Annotated in this window: 14 protein-coding genes; 10 read left to right on the forward strand and 4 right to left on the reverse strand. The window is 64.0% G+C overall.

Annotated elements, in window-relative coordinates; all coding sequences use genetic code 11:
• The first annotated feature begins 52 nt into the window (after positions 1-52).
• The gene (locus tag EJ079_RS15635) at positions 53-2,380 is read left to right on the forward strand and encodes a Tex family protein (protein ID WP_127809431.1); all 2,328 of its coding nucleotides are present in this window, start codon (positions 53-55) and stop codon (positions 2,378-2,380) included.
• Here the strand turns inward: EJ079_RS15635 and EJ079_RS15640 are convergent, their stop codons facing one another.
• Entirely contained in the window at positions 2,381-3,292 is a 912-nt protein-coding gene (locus EJ079_RS15640) for a LysR family transcriptional regulator (RefSeq protein WP_127809432.1), read from the reverse strand.
• A gap of 138 nt (positions 3,293-3,430) precedes the next feature.
• Between EJ079_RS15640 and EJ079_RS15645 the strand changes: the two genes are divergently transcribed.
• From EJ079_RS15645 to EJ079_RS15685, 9 genes are all read left to right on the forward strand, one after another.
• A complete protein-coding gene (locus EJ079_RS15645; RefSeq protein WP_127321027.1) occupies positions 3,431-4,627 on the forward strand; it encodes an acyl-CoA dehydrogenase in 1,197 nt (398 codons plus the stop codon).
• 112 nt (positions 4,628-4,739) lie between these two features.
• Positions 4,740-8,099, forward strand: coding sequence for a transglutaminase family protein (locus tag EJ079_RS15650; RefSeq protein ID WP_127809433.1), 3,360 nt, complete (start codon positions 4,740-4,742; stop codon positions 8,097-8,099).
• A gap of 6 nt (positions 8,100-8,105) precedes the next feature.
• On the forward strand, positions 8,106-10,517 hold the full coding sequence (locus EJ079_RS15655) for a circularly permuted type 2 ATP-grasp protein (RefSeq protein WP_127809434.1): 2,412 nt from the start codon (positions 8,106-8,108) through the stop codon (positions 10,515-10,517).
• Between the two features lie 66 nt (positions 10,518-10,583).
• Positions 10,584-11,468 (forward strand): transglutaminase family protein, encoded by an 885-nt coding sequence (locus tag EJ079_RS15660; protein WP_127809435.1) that lies wholly within the window; start codon positions 10,584-10,586, stop codon positions 11,466-11,468.
• A gap of 138 nt (positions 11,469-11,606) precedes the next feature.
• A complete protein-coding gene (locus tag EJ079_RS15665) occupies positions 11,607-12,545 on the forward strand; it encodes a glycosyltransferase family A protein (protein WP_127809436.1) in 939 nt (312 codons plus the stop codon).
• Between the two features lie 99 nt (positions 12,546-12,644).
• Positions 12,645-13,742, forward strand: coding sequence for a DNA topoisomerase IB (locus EJ079_RS15670; RefSeq protein ID WP_127809437.1), 1,098 nt, complete (start codon positions 12,645-12,647; stop codon positions 13,740-13,742).
• 117 nt (positions 13,743-13,859) lie between these two features.
• Complete coding sequence (locus EJ079_RS15675; RefSeq protein WP_127270092.1) at positions 13,860-14,234, forward strand: YciI family protein; 375 nt, start codon at positions 13,860-13,862, stop codon at positions 14,232-14,234.
• Positions 14,231-15,505: an RNA polymerase sigma factor gene (locus EJ079_RS15680; RefSeq protein WP_127809438.1), complete on the forward strand. Its 1,275-nt coding sequence runs from the start codon at positions 14,231-14,233 to the stop codon at positions 15,503-15,505. Before EJ079_RS15675 ends, EJ079_RS15680 begins: the two co-directional genes overlap by 4 nt.
• Positions 15,506-15,721: 216 nt before the next feature.
• Complete coding sequence (locus tag EJ079_RS15685) at positions 15,722-17,257, forward strand: aldehyde dehydrogenase family protein (RefSeq protein WP_174800350.1); 1,536 nt, start codon at positions 15,722-15,724, stop codon at positions 17,255-17,257.
• A 46-nt stretch (positions 17,258-17,303) separates the two neighbouring features.
• Here the strand turns inward: EJ079_RS15685 and EJ079_RS15690 are convergent, their stop codons facing one another.
• The 3 genes from EJ079_RS15690 to EJ079_RS15700 form a co-directional block, all read right to left on the reverse strand.
• Entirely contained in the window at positions 17,304-18,170 is an 867-nt protein-coding gene (locus EJ079_RS15690) for a hypothetical protein (protein ID WP_127809440.1), read from the reverse strand.
• A gap of 155 nt (positions 18,171-18,325) precedes the next feature.
• Complete coding sequence (locus tag EJ079_RS15695; RefSeq protein WP_127809441.1) at positions 18,326-19,198, reverse strand: hypothetical protein; 873 nt, start codon at positions 19,196-19,198, stop codon at positions 18,326-18,328.
• A gap of 372 nt (positions 19,199-19,570) precedes the next feature.
• Positions 19,571-19,906: a hypothetical protein gene (locus EJ079_RS15700; RefSeq protein WP_127809442.1), complete on the reverse strand. Its 336-nt coding sequence runs from the start codon at positions 19,904-19,906 to the stop codon at positions 19,571-19,573.
• Between the last annotated feature and the right edge of the window lie 26 nt (positions 19,907-19,932).

A 19,932-nucleotide genomic window follows, 5' to 3' on the forward strand; every position in this document is an offset into this window, starting at 1 on the left:
ACCGGACGTCTGCGCCTATGGTCGCCGCTCTTTGGACGAGAGCAGGTACGACATGGCATCCGACATCAAGCGCATTGCAGCCATCATCGCGGCCGAGATCAGTGCGCGGCCCGAACAGGCGGCCGCGGCGATTGAACTGCTCGATGAGGGCGCGACAGTGCCGTTCGTGGCGCGCTACCGCAAGGAAGTCACCGGCGGGCTCGACGACACGCAATTGCGCGATCTTGCCGAACGCCTTGCCTATCTGCGCGAGCTCGATGCGCGCCGCGACACCATCCTTGGCTCGATCCGCGAACAGGGCAAGCTGACCGAGGAGCTTGAAGGCAAGATCGTCGCCGCCAGCACCAAGGCGGAACTTGAGGATATCTACCTGCCCTACAAGCCCAAGCGCCGGACCAAGGCCGAGATCGCCAGGGAGCGCGGGCTGGGGCCGCTGGCCGAAGCCATCCTGGCGAACCGCTCATTGGTGCCTGCCGAACTGGCGCTGGCCTATGTCAGCGAAGAGGTGGCCGATACCAAGGCAGCGCTCGAAGGGGCGCGCGACATCCTGTCGGAACAATTCGCCGAGAATGCCGATCTGGTCGGCAAATTGCGCAGCTACATGAAGGAGCGCGCTTTCATGCGCGCCAGGGTGGTCGACGGCAAGCAGGAAGCCGGTGCGAAATTCTCCGACTATTTCGACCATGTCGAGCGCTGGGCAAATGTGCCGAGCCATCGCGCGCTGGCGATGCTGCGTGGCCGCAACGAGGAAGTGCTTTCGCTCGACATCGAGGTCGATGCCGATGATACGTCGCCGGTGAAGCCGGTCGAGCGGATGATCGCCAATGCCTATGCCATCGGAGGCAGCCTGCCGGGTGACCGCTGGCTGATGGAGGTGGCGGGCTGGACCTGGCGGATAAAACTGTCGCTGCACCTGACTCTCGATTTGATGCGCGACCTGCGCGAGCGGGCAGAAGAGGAAGCGATCCATGTGTTCGCCCGTAACCTCAAGGATTTGCTGCTGGCCGCTCCCGCCGGTTCGCGCGCCACTATGGGGCTCGACCCCGGCATCCGCACCGGCGTCAAGGTGGCGGTGGTCGACGGCACCGGCAAGGTGCTGACCACGACGACGGTCTATCCGTTTCCGCCCAGGAATGATGTGCGCGGCACGCAGGCGGAGCTCGCCAAGCTCATCCGGCTGCACAAGGTCGAGCTGATTTCGATCGGCAACGGCACCGGCAGCCGCGAGACGGAAAAGCTGGTCGCCGACATGCTGTCCGACATGCCGGCGGATGGTGGTCAGAAGCCCCTGAAGGTGATAGTCAGCGAGGCCGGCGCCTCGGTTTATTCGGCATCGGCGACGGCGGCGGCGGAATTCCCCGGCCTCGACGTATCGCTGCGCGGCGCGGTGTCGATCGCTCGGCGCCTGCAGGATCCGCTGGCCGAACTGGTCAAGATCGAACCTAAATCGATTGGCGTCGGCCAGTACCAGCACGATGTCGACCAGTACCGTCTCGGCCGCTCGCTGGAAGCGGTGGTGGAAGACGCGGTCAACGCCGTCGGCGTCGATCTCAACACCGCCTCGGCGCCGCTGCTGGCGCGCGTTTCAGGTCTCGGCGCGTCTCTGGCCGACGCGATCGTCGCCCATCGCGATGCGACCGGGCCCTTCGCCAGCCGGAAAGATCTGCTCAAGGTGCCGCGGCTCGGACCTCGGGCCTTCGAACAATCTGCCGGCTTCCTGCGCATTGCCAATGGCAGCGAGCCGCTCGATGCCTCGTCGGTGCATCCGGAGGCCTATGGCGTGGCGAAGAAGATCGTCGCCGCCTGCGGGCGCGATGTGCGGTCGTTGATGGGCGATAGTGCCGCGCTGAAGGCACTCGACCCGCGCGTCTTCGTCGATGATCGCTTCGGCTTGCCGACGGTGCGCGACATCCTGGCGGAGCTGGAAAAACCGGGCCGCGACCCGCGCCCGGGCTTCAAGACGGCGACCTTCGCCGACGGCGTTGATGACATCAAGGATCTGAAGCCCGGCATGCTGCTTGAAGGCACGGTCACCAATGTGGCCGCCTTCGGCGCCTTTGTCGATATCGGAGTGCATCAGGACGGGCTGGTGCATGTCTCGCAACTGGCCGACCGGTTCATCAAGGACGCGCATGAGGTCGTGAAGGCCGGCGATGTGGTCAAGGTGCGGGTCGTCGACGTCGACATCAAGCGCAAGCGCATCGCGCTTTCCATGCGCAAGGATGGCGGCGAGGGTGGCGCACCGCGTGGCGGGCCACGCGACAATGGTGGCGGCAGGCCGGCACCACGTTCGCCGGCACCGCAGCAACGTCAGCCGGAGCGGCCGGCACAGCAAGGCGCATTCGGTGCTGCCTTGGCGGATGCGCTGAAGCGGAAGTAACTACCACGCCAGAACGGCCGGCTCCTTCTCGACCTGGCCCAGCAGCCAGTCGCGAAAACTGGCGACTGGCGGATGGCCGCGCTTGTCGTGTGGGACGACGAGATAGTAGGCGCTGCGGCTTTGCATGGGCTGGCCTGGCGCCGGCACCAGCTGGCCGCGCTGCAGTTCGCCTGCAATGAGGATCAGCGGCAGCAGCGCCACGCCGAGCCCCGCCATGCAGGCCTGGGCGGCGGTGCCGAACTGCTCGAACTGCATGCCCGGTCCGGTCGGCGCGCTCAGGCCCTGATGCTCGAACCATTCGGTCCAGGCGCCAGGACGCGTCGCCATGTGCAGCAGCGGCAGGCGGCCGATATCGGCCGGTGAGGCGATGGCGCGGCCAGTGAGGAATTCGGGCGACACGACCGGCGCCACGGTTTCGCGCACCAACAGTGTCGAGTCGGCCTCGGGCCAGTCCGGCAGGCCATAGTGGATGGCGGCATCCAGCCTCTCCTTGGCGAAGTCGAAGCGGCCGACGCGGGTGACGAAATTGATGGTGATATCGGGATTGTTTTCTACGAAATCGGGGATCATCGGCATCAGCCAGCGCGTGCCGAAGGTCGGCAGGATGGCAAGGTTCAGGATGCCGCTATGCCGATTGCTCATCAATCCAAGGGCTGCGTCACGCAACTGACCAAGTGCTGAACGCACCGCTTCGGCGTAGATGTCGCCCGATGTCGACAGCCTGACATTGCGGCTGTCGCGTTCGAACAGCCGGCGGCCGAATTGATCTTCAAGCGATCTGATCTGCCGGCTGACCGCGCCCTGGGTCAAATCGAGCTCCTGGGCGGCAGCGGTGAAACTGCCCAGCCGGGCCACAGCCTCGAAGGCGGCAAGGGCGCTTATGTTGGGCAAAAGGCGGCGTTGTACACTCATGATCCATTCCTAGAGCTCATTGATCGGTGAATCAATTTCGTTTGATTTTTTCGAGACGCAGGCCGATAGAACGGGCCAACATTTTGCTTCATGCATGTCATCGTTTTGAGCGACATGCATTGGTTTGGGAGAAACGCGATGGCCGCCGACAAGAACGCATTCGTCTGGGAAGATCCGTTCCTGATCGAGGGCCAGCTTTCGGAAGACGAGCGCATGGTGCGCGACGGCGCGGCCGCCTTCGCCGCCGACAAACTGGCGCCGCGGATCGAGGACGCCTACCTCAACGAAACTTTCGATACCGCGATCTTCCGCGAAATGGGCGAGGCTGGCCTGCTCGGCATCAACATCCCCGAGGAATTCGGCGGGCTTGGCGCGAACTACGTCACCTATGGGCTGGTCGCGCGGGAAGTCGAACGTGTCGACTCGGGTTATCGCTCGATGATGTCAGTGCAGTCGTCGCTGGTGATGTATCCGATCTACGCCTATGGCTCGGACGAACAGCGCAAGAAGTACCTGCCCAAGCTTGCCAGCGGCGAGTGGATCGGCTGTTTTGGCCTGACCGAGCCGGATGCCGGCTCCGACCCGGGCGGCATGAAGACACGCGCCGAGAGGACAGCCAACGGCTACAAGCTGTCCGGTTCGAAGATGTGGATTTCCAACGCGCCGGTCGCCGACGTGTTCGTCGTCTGGGCGAAGCTGAAGGGCGAGAACGGCAAGGACGAAATCCGCGGTTTTGTGCTGGAAAAAGGCATGAAGGGGCTGTCGGCGCCGAAGATCGGCGGCAAGCTCAGCCTGCGCGCGTCGATCACCGGCGAAGTGGTGATGGAAGGCGTCGAGGTCGGCGAAGACGCGCTGCTGCCCAACGCAAAAGGCCTTGGCGGACCGTTCGGCTGCCTCAACCGGGCTCGCTTCGGCATTTCCTGGGGCTCGATGGGCGCCGCCGAGGATTGCTGGCACCGCGCCCGCCAATACGGTCTCGACCGCAAGCAGTTCGGCAAGCCGCTGGCCGGCACGCAGCTCTACCAGAAGAAGCTGGCGGATATGCAGACCGAGATCGCGCTTGGGCTGCAGGCATCCTTGCGCGTCGGGCGGCTGCTGGATGAAGGCAAGATGGCGCCGGAAATGATCTCGATCGTCAAGCGCAACAATTGCGGCAAGGCGCTCGACATCGCCCGCCAGGCCCGCGACATGCATGGCGGCAACGGCATCCAGATCGGCTACCACGTCATGCGCCACGCGCAGAACCTGGAGACGGTCAACACCTATGAAGGCACGCATGACGTGCATGCGCTGATCCTGGGACGGGCGCAGACGGGGATACAGGCGTTTTTCTGAGCCGGCAACCGTTGCTTAAATTAGGTGCACCGCAACATCTCTGCTTGGAGAATGGTCGCCAGATGTGTCAGGGTTCAGCGAAATCGTTTGAAACGCTGAATTCCGGGGCTCCATGGCAATTCTGGCAGCTGTCTACCACCTGACCCACTACAAGTACGACCGGCCGGTGGTTCTCGGGCCCCAGATCATCAGGCTGCAGCCGGCGCCGCATTCCCGCACCAAGGTGCTGAGCCATTCGCTCAAGGTCGAGCCGGCCAACCACTTCGTCAATCTGCAGCAGGACCCCTACGGCAACTTCCTAGCCCGCTTCGTCTTTCCGGAGCCGGTGACGGAGTTGAAGATCGAGGTCGACCTCGTCGCTGACATGACAGTCTACAATCCGTTCGATTTCTTCGTCGAGCCGTCGGCCGAGGCATTTCCATTCGAGTATCCGGAAGAAATCCGCGACGATCTCGCCATCTATCGCACGCCGGAACCGGCGGGACCGCTGCTGTCGGCGCTGCTGAACACCATCGATCGCAGCGCAGCCAACACCGTCAATTTCCTAGTCGACCTCAATGCGCGGCTGCAGCGCGAGATCGCCTATATCGTGCGCATGGAAACCGGGGTGTTCTCGCCGGAAGAGACCTTGGCCGCAAAAAAGGGGTCATGCCGGGATTCGAGCTGGCTGCTGGTGCAGATCCTGCGCAATCTCGGCATCGCCGCGCGCTTCGTTTCCGGCTATCTGGTCCAGTTGAAGCCCGATCTGGTGGCGCTCGATGGTCCAGCCGGAACCGCGGTCGACTTCACCGATCTGCATGCCTGGTGCGAGGTCTATCTTCCCGGCGCCGGCTGGATCGGCTTCGATCCGACCTCGGGCCTGCTCACCGGCGAAAGCCATGTGCCGCTGGCCGCCACGCCGCATTTCCGCAACGCGGCTCCCATTTCCGGCATGGCAAGCTTCGCCAATGTCGAATTCGGCTTCGAGATGCGGGTCGACCGCATCGCCGAACATCCGCGCATCACCAAGCCATTTTCGGACGAAAGCTGGCAGGCGCTCGACGCGCTGGGCAACAAGGTCGATGCAGCGCTTGCCGCCGGCGACGTGCGGCTGACGATGGGGGGCGAGCCGACTTTCGTGTCGATCGACGATTTCGAGTCGGCCGAGTGGAACACCGCCGCCGTCGGTCCCACCAAGCGCGAAAAGGCGGACGAACTGATCCGTAAACTGCGCGAGCGCTTCGCGCCCGGCGGCTTTCTCCATTACGGCCAGGGCAAATGGTATCCGGGCGAAAGCCTGCCGCGCTGGACCTTTTCGCTCTACTGGCGTGCCGACGGCCAGCCGGTATGGAGCGATCCGTCGCTAATCGCACGCGAAAAGAGCGAGGCCGATATCGGCCCGAAGCAGGCCGAAAGCCTGCTCACCGCGATTGCCGGCGAACTCGGCATCGACAAGGCCATGGTCAGCGAAGCCTATGAGGATCCGGCCGAATGGCTGCTCAAGGAAGGCAAGCTGCCTGACAATGTCGATCCGTCCAACTCCAGGCTGGAGGATCCGGAAGAACGCAGCCGTATGGCGAAGGTGTTCGAACGCGGACTGACCAAGCCGTCCGGCTATGTGCTGCCGGTGCAGCGCTGGAATAGCCAGGCATCGGATCCGCGCTGGCGCTCGGAAAAATGGAAGACGCGGCGCGGCCGGCTGTTCCTGGTACCCGGCGATTCACCCGTCGGCTACCGCCTGCCACTCGGCACGTTGCCCTATGTGCCGCCGGAGCAATTCCCCTACATCGTGCCGGTCGATCCGTCGCTGCCACGCGGACCGCTGCCCGCGCGTGAAGCCATCCTGCCCTCGGCGGCTCCGGCTGAACTGGAAGGTGCCGACGAGATGGCGCGCCGCCAGCAAGCGGCATCGTTCACCGCTGCGACCGGCCAGCAGGACCGGGTCGAACAAGAGATCACCGAGATCGGCGGCGCGGTGCGCACCGCGCTTTCGGTCGAGCCGCGCGATGGGCGGCTTTGCGTGTTCATGCCGCCGGTCGAGGCGCTGGAAGACTATCTCGAACTGGTCGCTGCGGCCGAGAACGCGGCGAAGGCGATCGGCCTTCCCGTGCATATCGAGGGCTACGGCCCGCCTCACGATCCGCGCCTCAACGTCATCCGCGTCGCGCCTGATCCCGGCGTCATCGAGGTCAACATCCATCCTGCTTCCAACTGGCAGGATTGCGTGGCGACGACGACGGCGATCTATGAGGAAGCGCGGCAGACACGGCTTGGCGCCGACAAGTTCATGATTGACGGCCGCCACACCGGCACCGGCGGCGGCAACCATGTCGTGGTCGGCGGTGCGACACCCAATGACAGCCCCTTCCTGCGAAGGCCGGACCTGCTGAAGAGCCTGGTGCTGCAATGGCAGCGCCATCCGTCGCTGTCCTATCTGTTCTCCGGCCTGTTCATCGGGCCGACCAGCCAGGCGCCACGCTTCGACGAGGCGCGTCACGACTCGCTCTACGAGCTTGAGATCGCGATGGCGCAGGTACCGCATCCGGACCAGGGCAACGCACCCTTGCCATGGCTGGTCGACCGGCTGTTCCGCAATTTGTTGACCGACGTCACCGGCAATACGCATCGTTCGGAAATCTGCATCGACAAACTGTTTTCGCCGGACGGACCGACCGGTCGGCTGGGACTGGTCGAATTCCGCGGCTTCGAGATGCCGCCCAATGCACGCATGAGCCTCGCGCAGCAACTGCTTGTCAGGGCGATCATTGCCCGTGCCTGGAAGAGCCCGCTCGATGGCCGCTTCGTGCGCTGGGGCACCTCACTGCACGATCGTTTCATGCTGCCGCATTATGTCTGGGCCGATTTCCTCGACGTGCTCGACGACCTCAAGCTCAACGGCTTCGAATTCAGGCCCGAATGGTTCGACGCCCAGCTCGAATTCCGCTTCCCCTTCTGCGGTCAGGTTCAGCATGCCGGCATCAAGCTGGAACTGCGGCAGGCGCTCGAACCCTGGCATGTCATGGGCGAGCAAGGCGCGATCGGCGGCACCGTGCGTTTCGTCGATTCCTCGGTCGAACGGCTGCAGATCAAGACCGAAGGGCTGAACCCGGAGCGTCACGCAGTTGTCTGCAACGGCCGCATCGTGCCTATGAAGGTCACCGACAATCGCGAAGTGGCGGTGGCGGGCGTCCGCTTCAAGGCCTGGCAGCCGGCATCGGGCCTGCATCCGGCGCTGCCGGTCAACACGCCGCTGGTCTTCGACATCTATGACCGCTGGTCGGGACGTGCGGTCGGCGGCTGCGTCTACCACGTCGCCCATCCCGGCGGGCGCAATTACGACACCTTTCCGGTCAATGGCAACGAGGCGGAAGCTCGGCGGCTCGCCCGCTTCGAACCGCGCGGCCATACGCCATCCGCCTATGTGATCCGTGAAGAACAACCGGCGGAAGATTTCCCGATGACCCTTGACCTTCGGCGGCCGGCAAGACTCTGATCAGCGATGGCAAAGGGGAATCACAAGAGGGGACGCGGCAAGCCGCAGACCCACAGCCTGCTGGAGCACTACCAGCCGATCGACGGCGTCGTCGACGAGATGGTCGATGCGTCAGGCAATCCTCGCCCGGCCTGGAAGCATTTTGTCGAGGCGCTCGAGGAACTTGGCGCTGAAAAGCTCGGCCAGCGCTTTGCCCGCGCCGACCAATATCTGCGCGATGCCGGCGTTTATTACCGCGTCTATGACAAGGCCGGTGCCAATGAGCGCGAATGGCCACTGGCGCATGTCCCGGTTCTCATCGAGGAGAGCGAGTGGGCGGCGATCAGCGCCGGCCTCGTGCAGCGCGCCGACCTGTTCGAGGAAACCATCGCCGATATCTACGGGCCGAACCGGCTGGTCGAGAAAGGCATCCTGCCGGCGGGATTGATCGCCGCCAGCCCCGAATATTTGCGGCCTGTCGTCGGCACCAGGCCGGCGGGCGGCCACTTCCTGCATTTCTGCGCCTTCGAACTCGGCCGCGGACCTGACGGCCAGTGGTGGGTGCTGGGCGATCGTACGCAGGCGCCGTCCGGCGCCGGTTTCGCACTGGAAAACCGCGTCGCCACCACACGCGCGCTGTCCGACATCTATGGCGAGATGCATGTGCACCGCCTTGCAGGCTTTTTCCGCCGTTTTCGCGACGCGCTGATCGGCATGGCCAAGGAGACCGACGGCCGCGTCGCCATCCTGACGCCGGGGCCGCTCAACGAAACTTATTACGAGCACGCCTACATCGCCCGCTACCTCGGCATCATGCTGCTCGAAGGCGAGGATTTGACCGTCTCCGGCAGCCGGCTGATGGTGCGCACGGTTTCCGGCCTGATGCCGATCAGCGTGTTGTGGCGGCGGCTCGACGCCGCCTTCGCCGACCCGCTGGAACTGCGCCCGGATTCGCAGATCGGCACGCCGGGCCTGGTCGAGGCGATCCGCCAGGGCGCGGTTGCTACCGTCAATGCACTGGGCTCCGGCCTGATGGAGACGCGCGCGCTGCTTGCCTTCCTGCCCAAGATTTCACGGGCCTTGCGGGGCGAGGAATTGCTGCTGCCAAGTGTCGCGACATGGTGGTGTGGGCAAGCTACCGAGCGCGCGCATGTGCTGGCCAATATCGATCGCATGGTGATCGGGCCGGCGCTGTCGACGAGGCTTGCCTTCGAGGACGACGATTCGACGAAGCTAGGCTCGGCTCTGTCGGCCGGTGAGCGGGCGGAACTGGTGGCGCGCATTGAACGTGACGGCGGCGATTTCGTCGGCCAGGAAGCGGTGACGCTTTCGACGACGCCCGTCTATGTCGGCGGCTGGCTGGAGCCGCGGCCAGCGAGCCTGCGCGTCTACCTGGCGCGAACGCCGGAAGGCTGGACGGTGATGCCGGGCGGTTTTGCCCGTATCGGCCTGTCGCTCGACCCGACGGCGATCGCCATGCAGCGTGGCGGCCAGGCGGCGGATGTCTGGGTTGTCAGCGACAAACCGGTGGAGCGCGAGACGCTGCTGCCGCAAGAAGGCGACAGTTTCAGCCGCACCAGGCCCGGCAGCCTGCCCAGTCGCGCGGCGGAGAACCTGACCTGGCTCGGCCGCTATATCGAGCGCTCGGAAGACACGGTGCGTATCCTGCGCGCCTACCATGTGCGGCTGGCCGAAACCTCCGACCCGGATATGCCGCTGCTCGCCGACATCAGGGATTATCTCGAACCTTTCGGCATCGATGTGGAGACAGCGATCCCGTCAGGGCTGATCGGCACGCTGGATAGTGCGGTCTACAGCGCCGGGCAGATCCGCGACCGCTTCTCGCCCGATGGCTGGCTGGCGCTGAAGGACCTGTCGAAAACCATCCATCAGTTCGCAACGACGGTCGCGCCCGGCGACGACGCGACCCGGGCGATGACAGTCATCCTGCGTAAGCTCGCCGGCTTTTCCGGCCTGCTGCACGAGAACATGTACCGCTTCGCCGGTTGGCGCTTCCTCGAGATCGGCCGCCGGCTGGAGCGCGGTATCCAGATCTCCCGCACGCTGTCGCGGCTGACCAGCGCCAAGGCGCCGGACGGCGCGCTGGACATGATGCTGGAGATCGGCGACAGCGTGATGACCCATCGCCGCCAATATCCGGTGCAGGCCGGTCGGCGCACGGTGATCGACCTGCTGGCGCTCGATCCGCTCAATCCGCGCTCGATCCTGTTCCAGCTCGAAAGGCTGAAAGCCGAAATCGGCCTGTTGCCGTCACTCGGCGGCGAGGGACAAATGTCGCCGGCGGCGAAGGAAATCCTGCAGCTCAACACCCAGATCGCCATCAAGGAGCCTTCGGATATGACGGCAAAGGCGCTGGACGACCTCGCCTTTGAAATCGGCGGCCTCTACAACAGCCTCGCCAAAGCCTATTTCGGCTAAGCAGGTTCCGCAAAAGTGTCGCACGGTTTTGCGACAAGAACCTGCGCAAAGGCAGAAAAATAGAACATGCTCTACGACATCAGGCTTCATCTGCATTACGATTACGCTGCAGCGGCCGGCGGCGGTCGTCATCAGGTGCGCGTACTGCCGTCGACGATATTAGGCGTGCAGCGTGTCATCGCCGCATCCCTGTCCTTTGCGCCGGCACCCAACGAACGTTCCGACTTTTCCGATTTCTTCGGCAACAACGTCACCTCGATCGCCTTTCGCGACGCGCATGACGCGCTCGACATCAGGATGAGCGCCCGCGTGTCGGTGTCTCGGCCCGAGCCCGGGCTCGACGTGTCGCCCGATATCGCCCGGCTGAGGCAAGAACTCGCCGCGATGCGGTCTCTGGCACCTGATGCACCGCACCACTTCCTGACGGCCAGCACCCATGCCGGCATCGACGATGCGATCACCGCTTACGCACGCGACAGCATCGCCGGCTCTGCCGCCGGCACGACCGTGAGCCTGTGCAATCGCATCCATCGCGATTTCACCTATGACGGCGAAGCGACAACGGTGCGGACCCGGGCCAGTGATGCCTTCAAGTTGAAGCGCGGCGTCTGCCAGGACTTTTCACACATCATGATCGCCGGCCTGCGCGGGCTCGGTATTCCGGCCGGCTATGTCAGCGGCTTCTTGCGCACCATCCCGCCGAAGGGCAAGCCCCGGCTGGAAGGCGCCGATGCCATGCATGCCTGGGTCAAGGTCTGGTGCGGGCGCGATGCGGGCTGGCAGGAATTCGATCCGACCAACGGCATGCGGGCCAGCAACGACCATATCACCGTCGGCCACGGCCGCGACTATTCGGACGTGGCGCCGATCGTCGGCGTGCTCAAGACCACGGGGGGACAGGTTGGCGAGCAAGCTGTCGACGTCATTCCGGTCGTGCTCGAAAGAGCCTGAAGCAGGTCGTACACGCAGCGGTATTTGCGCCGCAATTCGGGATGGACAAGACTGCTTCTCAAATACCGATGCGGCCGCTAGTCTGTATTTCGGGGTGACGGTAGTTGTATCCTCAAGCGCATGGCGCGAGGTTTGTAATTGAGAGCAATCAGCGTCGTCATTCCTGCCTGTAACGCGGCGGCGACCATTGCTGCAACGCTGGCATCGCTACGCAGCGAGGCCGAGATCATCGGCGAGATATTGCTGGTCGACGATGCGTCGACCGATGGCACGGCAACCATCGCGCGGGAGGCCGCGGCACAACTCTCGTTGCCGCTGCGCGTGCTGTCGGCCAAATGCCGCGATGCAGGCGGTGCCCGCAATTTGGCGCTGGCCGAAGCGGTCTATTTCTGGGTCTACCTGATCGATGCCGACGACCTGCATCTGCGGGGCGGGTTGCGCGCACTGCTCCGCAAGGCCCGGGAGCAGCCGGAGGCCGACATGATCGTGGGTGCCTACCGGCGACGGGTGAACGGCCAGGACCGGCAGATCAAGATGCCGAACGGCTATCAGGCTGCGTGCCTGGCAAATGCCTCGGCCTATGTGAAAGGCGACATACGTTCGGTCGCCGTGGGCAGCGTTCTGGCATCGCGGACCCTGATCGGCGAGACGCGGTTCCCCATCGGAATGGCCTATGACGAGGACACGCTGTTCTGGGCACGGCTGATGAGCAAGGCATCGCTCGCCATGGTTTCGCAACCTGTCATGGTCTATGAGGTTTCGCCGGTACGTTCCGATGACCGCTTTGCCCTCAACCCGGTGCGGCGCTTTCTGGACTGGCGCCGGGAACTGCGCACACTGACCGACTGCAACATCCCGTTGTCGGCGCTCAAGGCCAGGGAAGGGCTTGTCGCCCTCAAGATCGCCCGGGTCCACTATGCGCGCGGCGATCTGGGCACCGCGGCGCGCTTCCTGGCGGTAGCCGCGGCCGCGCCGAAGCGGCGCTCAGAAGCTTGGCGCTGCCTGCGCTACAGGTTCAAGCTCGCGGCGCGGCGGCGTTTGTCGGCGCCGCCGATCAAGCTGCAAGGCGCTCTGTAGGCGCCGGCCAGCGCGATATCGGCGCGAGGCGCTTTTCGGACGGCGGGTGGAACCAGGGGTCGGCCAGTGGCTTATCTACGGAACTCGCGTGGAGCCGACATGTTGCAAAAATCCGGATTGTCGCCCAGCCGACCGGCTGGCGAGGACGCTGTATCGCCAGATGGTGCGCCCAAAAACGGGGCACAAAGCTCGGCCGACCATGCGTCGCTTAGCTATGTCAGTGATGCCGAGCCCGGTATCCGGCGGCTGAAAACAGGCAAGGGGTTCTCCTACAAGGGACCGGACGGAGGAACAGTTTCGGCCACTACCAGGGCCCGCATCGAGGCGATCGTCATTCCGCCGGCCTGGACGGATGTGTGGATTTCGCCGGACGCGGACGGCCATATCCAGGCAACCGGCAGGGACCAGCGCGGACGCAAGCAATACCGCTATCATCCGCAATGGGCCGAAGAGCGCGATGGTGCCAAATATTCGAGCCTGGTTGCTTTCGCCGAGAGCCTGCCAGACCTGCGGCACAGGATCGACAGCGATCTGCGCCGTCGTGGCCTGCCGTTCGAGCGTGTCGTCGCCGCGGTCGTCTGGCTGCTCGACAACACGATGATCCGCGTCGGCAATGCCGCCTACGCCCGCGACAACAAGAGTTTCGGGCTGACCACGTTGCGCGACCGGCATGTGGATATTGTCGGTTCAAGCCTGCGCTTTGCCTTCAAGGGCAAGTCGGGCAAGGAGTGGAAGCTGAAGCTGGTCGACCGCCGCATCGCCAGGATTGTGCGCGGCGCGCAGGACCTGCCAGGCCAGAAGCTGTTCCAGTATCTCGATGAGGACGGCAACAGGCGGCCGGTCCGCTCCGAGGACGTCAACCGCTATATCCGTGAGGCGGTCGGTGACGCCTTCAGTTCGAAGCATTTCCGCACCTGGGGCGGCACCATTCACGCCGCGTCGCTGTTTGCCCAAACGGAACTGCCGCAAAGCCAGGCGCAGCGAAACAGGGCGATGAACAGCGTCATCGACAAGGTTGCCGAGCGGCTGGGCAATACGCGTGCCGTCTGCCGCAAATGCTATATCCATCCGCGGGTCTTCGAAGCGTGGTCCGAAGGGCGGTTGCTGAATGAAATGGCGCAAGCCAACAAACGCAAACGCTCCATCGATGGTCTCGATGACGAGGAAGCTCTCGTGCTGCGATGGCTGAAACTGTGAGAAAGCTGACCGGCGCGGCTGGCCGTGGCCAAATCCGTCCACATCTGGATTTTTTTATCGACGTCGTGTCGGGATCGGTCTTACTGTTTCGTCCTTTGACAGAGAAAAGGACCAGCCATGCTCTACGCAATCCTCTGCTATGCCTCCGAAGATGTCGTCTGCTCCTGGAGCAAGGCACAGGACGATGAGGTCATGGCCAATCTCCTCGACGTTCAGGACAAGTACGCCAAGGCTGGTCGGCTCGGCCCGGTGGCACGGCTTCTGCCGACGACCGCCGCGACGACCCTGAGAAAGGTCAAGGGCGAATCAGTCGTCATCGACGGGCCGTTCGCCGAGACCAAGGAACAGTTCCTCGGCTTCTACACGCTCGAATGCGCCGATCTCGACGAGGCGGTGGAGTTCGCCCGCGAGCTTTCCGAAGTCAACCCGAGCGGCGGCTCCTATGAGATCCGGCCGGTCTCGATCTTCAATCCCGCCAAGGTTTCCGCATGACCGAAATGGCCTGGATCAGCTCCGCGATCAGCGCCGCCCGCCCGCAGGCGATGGGTGCGCTGCTGCGTTATTTCCGCGATCTCGATACGGCGGAGGAAGCTTTCCAGGACGCGTGCCTCAGGGCGCTGAAGAACTGGCCGCAGAACGGGCCGCCGCGCGACCCGGCGGCGTGGCTGATCTTCGTCGGCCGCAACAGCGGCATCGATGCGGTGCGCAAGCGCGCCAAGCAGGCGCCGATGCCGGAGGAAGACCAGGTTTCGGATCTGGAGGACGCCGAGAGCGATATCGCAGAGCGGCTGGACGGGGCGCACTACCGCGACGACATATTGCGGCTGCTGTTCATCTGCTGCCATCCTGATCTGCCGGCAACGCAGCAGATCGCGGTGGCGCTGCGCATCGTCTCCGGTCTTACGGTCAAGCAGATCGCGCGCGCCTTCCTGGTTGGCGAAAGCGCCATGGAGCAGCGCATCACTCGCGCCAAGGCGCGCATTGCGGACGCCGGCGTGCCGTTCGAGACGCCGGGCGCGGTCGAGCGGTCGGAACGGCTCGCCGCCGTCGCCGCCATGGTCTACTTGGTCTTCAACGAGGGCTATTCGACCAACAGCGGCGAGGCGCCGGCCCGCGCACCGCTGTGCGAGGAGGCGATCCGGCTGGCACGGCTCCTGCTGCGGTTGTTCCAGACCGAGGCGGAGATCATGGGGCTGACGGCGCTGTTGCTTCTGCAGCATGCGCGCGCACCGGCCCGTTTCGACGAGAGCGGCGAGATCGTGCTGCTCGAAGACCAGGATCGCAGCCTGTGGAGCCGCAAGATGATCGATGAGGGGCTGGCGCTGGTCGACAAGGCGCTACGCCATCGCAAGCCCGGCCCCTACCAGGTGCAAGCGGCGATTGCCGCATTGCACGCGCGGGCCGAAAGGGCCGAGGATACCGACTGGAACGAGATCGACCTGCTCTATCGCTTGCTGGAGCAGATGCAGCCGTCGCCGGTGGTCACACTCAACCGGGCCGTCGCGGTCTCGAAGGTGCGTGGACCGGCAGAGGCGCTGGCCATGATCGAGCCGCTGGAAGAACGGCTTTCCGGCTATTTCCATTTTTTCGGCCTCAAGGGGGGCCTCTTGATGCAGCTCGACCGGGGCGACGAGGCGCGCGTCGCCTTCGACCGCGCCATAGCGCTTGCAAACACGGCGGCGGAAGCGGCACATATCCGCATGCATATCGACCGGCTGATCAGGGACGGTGCGGTACGCCCAGCGGCCAAGAAGGCAAACTGAGCGCCATCTGCCCCATCTGGCTCAATCGTGCAGTTTGGGCTTAGACCATGCCGGGGTGGTGATTTTCCCTTGAAACGAGTAATGCCACGCGATGATCGTGCCTGAGGTGCCTTTGTGCACGCGGGCAGCATGACGCCAGGCTTTGACCGGCATGCCTTTTGTGCATGTCGTTGTTCCAAAACCGGGGCACTTTTGGGCGACATGCATTATGAGCGACTGGATCTGAAAGGGACAAGAATGACGATAGGCAAGGAAACGACCGAACTGCTGGCGAAACTGGGTGTGGCCAAGGAGACGCTTGTCGGCGGCGACCTGATCGTGCGCAGCCCGGTGACGGGCGAGCAGATCGCGGCGCTGAGGACGATCTCGCCGGCCGAAGCGGCTAAGACCATCGATGCCGCGCACAAGGCCTTCCAGGCCTGGCGCATGGTGCCCGGCCCGCGGCGTGGCGAACTGGTGCGGCTGCTCGGCGAGGAGCTGCGCGCGCACAAGGCCGAGCTTGGCCGGCTGGTCTCGATCGAGGTCGGCAAGATCCCGTCCGAGGGGCTCGGCGAAGTGCAGGAGATGATCGACATCTGCGATTTCGCTGTAGGCCTCTCCCGGCAATTGTACGGCCTGACCATCGCCACCGAGCGCCCGGGCCATCGGATGATGGAAACCTGGCATCCGCTCGGCGTCGTCGGCGTCATTTCCGCCTTCAACTTCCCGGTGGCTGTGTGGTCGTGGAATGCAGCCCTGGCACTGGTCTGCGGCGACGCAGTGGTGTGGAAGCCGTCGGAAAAGACGCCGCTGACCGCACTTGCCTGCGAGGCTATCTTCAAGCGTGCGGTCGAGCGCTTCGGCGCGGACGCACCTGATGGCCTGGCGCCGGTGCTGATCGGCGACCGCGCCGTCGGCGAGATCCTGGTCGATCACCCCAAAGTGCCGCTGGTTTCGGCAACCGGCTCGACCCGCATGGGCCGCGACGTCGGCCCGCGGCTGGCCAAGCGCTTTGCGCGCGCGGTGCTGGAACTCGGCGGCAACAATGCCGGCATCGTCTGCCCGACCGCCGATCTCGACATGGCGCTGCGCGCGATTGCGTTTGGAGCGATGGGCACGGCCGGCCAGCGCTGCACGACGCTGCGGCGCCTGTTCGTGCATGACAGCGTCTACGACGCCTTGGTTCCGCGCCTCAAGAAGGCTTACGAGAGTGTGTCTGTCGGCAATCCGCTGGAGACCTCCTCGCTGGTCGGGCCGCTGATCGACAAGGCGGCCTTCGACGCCATGCAGAAGGCGCTGAAGGAAGCCGCTGCCCATGGCGGCAAGGTGACCGGCGGCACGCGGGTCGAGAACGGCCATCCGGATGCGTACTACGTGCACCCGGCGCTGGTCGAAATGCCAAGCCAGGTGTCACCGGTCACGGAAGAGACCTTCGCACCGATCCTCTACGTGATGAAATATTCGGATTTCGACGCGGTGCTCGACGAGCACAATGCCGTGGGGGCAGGCCTGTCCTCGTCGATCTTCACCCGAGACCTGCAGGAATCCGAGCGTTTCCTGGGTGTCGACGGATCGGATTGCGGCATTGCCAATGTCAATATCGGTACCTCGGGCGCCGAGATCGGCGGTGCCTTTGGCGGCGAAAAGGAAACCGGGGGCGGCCGCGAGAGCGGCTCCGACGCATGGAAGGCCTATATGCGGCGCGCCACCAACACGGTGAACTATTCCAAGGCGCTGCCGCTCGCCCAGGGCGTGTCATTCGATATCGACTGAAAGGCTCGCCGGCTTGGGCATCCCCGCACGGGGGATGCCGCACCGGTCAGCTGCCTGCCGGCGAGTCGAAGGCCTTGACGAACGCGGCATCGATGATAGCCAGCTTGACGGCCTGGGCGGTCATGTATTCCCGGTAGAAATCGCCCGACACCCACATCACCGAATTGCCGCGCTGGCCAAGCCAGCCAACGCTGCCGAGGTCTTCGGCATCCCGCAGTTTGCGTGCCAGGTGGGTTCGCGACAGCTTGAGCCATTTGGCGAAATCGCCGATCGAGACGACGCCGGTCGGTATTTCAGCGAGGCCGGCATGGTCGGGATCGACGCCCGATATCAGCCAGTCAATGACGACGCCGCCATTGTTGAGCCAGGTGAACAGCGAAAAGGTCTGCCTGGGCTCGCGCACGGGGCTGGAGGAGATCAGGCCGTCGGCCACCAGCGGCTGCACCCTGGCGAGAGCATCGGGCCGCTCCAGAAACGTCGCCAGACGGTTCGCACCGTCGAGACTGTCCAGCGTGTGCAGGTGCGCCATCATCCAGCCGGCAACCGTCTCCAGCGTGTTCATCGTTGGCTGAATGGGGCGGATGCGGCCGTCCTGTGTTGCCGGCAGGTGCTCGATGAAATTGTAATGCAGCATCTCCTTGAGGAAGGCGTCGGCGGTGTTGCGGCTGGCGACGGAATTCTCCCGGATGACGTCGATGAAACGCGCCGCCGTCAACTGCTTGCGGTAATCATCGGGCTCCCGTCTGAAATGCAGGGCAAGGCAGATATGCGCCATCAACCAGCGCTGCTGGGTGGCAAATATCGAGGCAAGCCTCGGGTTCGTCCCATAGGCCTGGATCATCGCCTGCGCCTGGGCACGGACACAGCGATGCAATGCCGGGTGACCGGCAATATGGTCAAAGGTCTGCGTCATTCCCCCCATGCTCCGATCCAGCCTTACGGCCACGAAGACGCAGATCACATTTTCAGCCTTCACGGCCCGTGTCCAGACGCGCCCTGTCTATAACAGGTTATGATCGCCAGGAGACAAGGTTCTCGGTCCGGGCAGATATCGATCGCGCCGATCCTTCAGCGGTCTTCCGGGGCTGGAAAACAGGCGTCGAAGGCCGCATCGACAATGGCCAGTTTGGCGGCCTGGACGGTCATGTACTCCTGGTAGAAGGTGTTCGATACCCACATCACCGAATGGCCGCGCTGGCCGAGCCAGCCGATGCTGCCGAGTTCCTCGGCAGCGCGCAGCTTGCGGGCGAGGTGGGTCCGCGAGAGCTTGAGCCATCTGGCGAAATCTCCGATCGACACCACGCTGGTCGGAATCCGGTCCAGGCCGGCATGATCGGGGTCGATGCCCGACATCAGCCAGTCCATGACGATACCGCCATTGTTGAGCCAGATGAACAGGGAAAAGGTCTGGTTGGGCTCGCGCACCCGCTTGGAGGCAAGCAGGCCGTCCGCCACCAGAGGCTGCAGCCTGGCAACCATATCGGGCCGCTCCAGGAAGCTGGCCAGCCGGTCGGCACCATCGAGATGATCCAGCGTCCGCAGATGAGCAAGGACCCAGCCGGTGAAAGTCTGCACGGTTGCCGCCGTTGGCTGCAAGGGGTGCGTGCGCCCGTCGCCACCCGAAACGTACTCGGCGACATGATAGTGCAGCATCTCCTTGATGAAAGCGTCCGCCGTGTTGCGGCTGGCCACCGCGTGCTGGTGTACGAACTCGATGAAACGCGATACCGTCAGCTCCTTGCGGCGGTCGTGCGGATCGCGCCTGAAATGCATGGCAAGGCCGACATGACCCATCAGCCAACGCTGCTGCGTGGCGAAAATGGAAGCCAGTCGCGGGCTCGTTTCATAGATGTCGATCAGCGCCAACGACTGTGCCTGGACACAGCGATGCAGGGCCGGATGGCCGGCAATGTCTTCCAGATTCAGCGCCTTCCTCCTCATGTTCCGAGTTAACTCCAACAGCGGAGTCGCGTCTACATTTTCCAGCCTTCGATAGCTGTGTCCAGAGGCACCGAATGCGAAGAGCAAGCCCAACCCGAACATGGGGCCGGCCACGACCGGTTGATGGTGGGATCCGCTAACCGGTTGTCATGCCCTGGGAAGCGGGCCGGTGATCTGCGGCTTGACGGGGATGGTGGAGAGTGAGTTACCGTGCCAAGTGCAATCGCGACAAAATCAGCCATCCAGCTGCGCGAACCGCGCCGCGCGTCAGTCTGCAGGGGCGTTTTCAACTGATCCATGGCGGCATCATCTCTCGCGCCCAATACGCGACCAAACCGGCCAGCTTTGGCCGGCCGGTTGGTACGATCGGCATCAGCCGCAGACGCGGACCTCTTCGATCACCCTGTGGTGGTGGCGCCAGTGCCTGACCAGTTCTTTGTGGCAGCGGTGATGCCGGTGGTGGCGGCGATATTCGCCGTACCGGTATCCGCCATTGTCATACTGAACGTCCTGGTCGCCATCATACTGATTGTCGTAATAGCGATCGCGGTGGTGACGGCGAATAACGATCCCACTATCGGAATCGTCATCCGGCAAATATCGGTCGTCATCGTCGGACTGGATGGTCACGCTTGCCGCGTGCGTCGGCGCAGTGATCGCCGCTGTCGCGGCCAATGCCAACAGGCAAGCCAGAATCAGCTTTTTCATCTCGTCCTCCTGCGCGTTCGAGACAT

The sequence above is a fragment of the Mesorhizobium sp. M7A.F.Ce.TU.012.03.2.1 genome (genome assembly GCF_004006095.1).
Classification (GTDB): Bacteria; Pseudomonadota; Alphaproteobacteria; order Rhizobiales; family Rhizobiaceae; genus Mesorhizobium.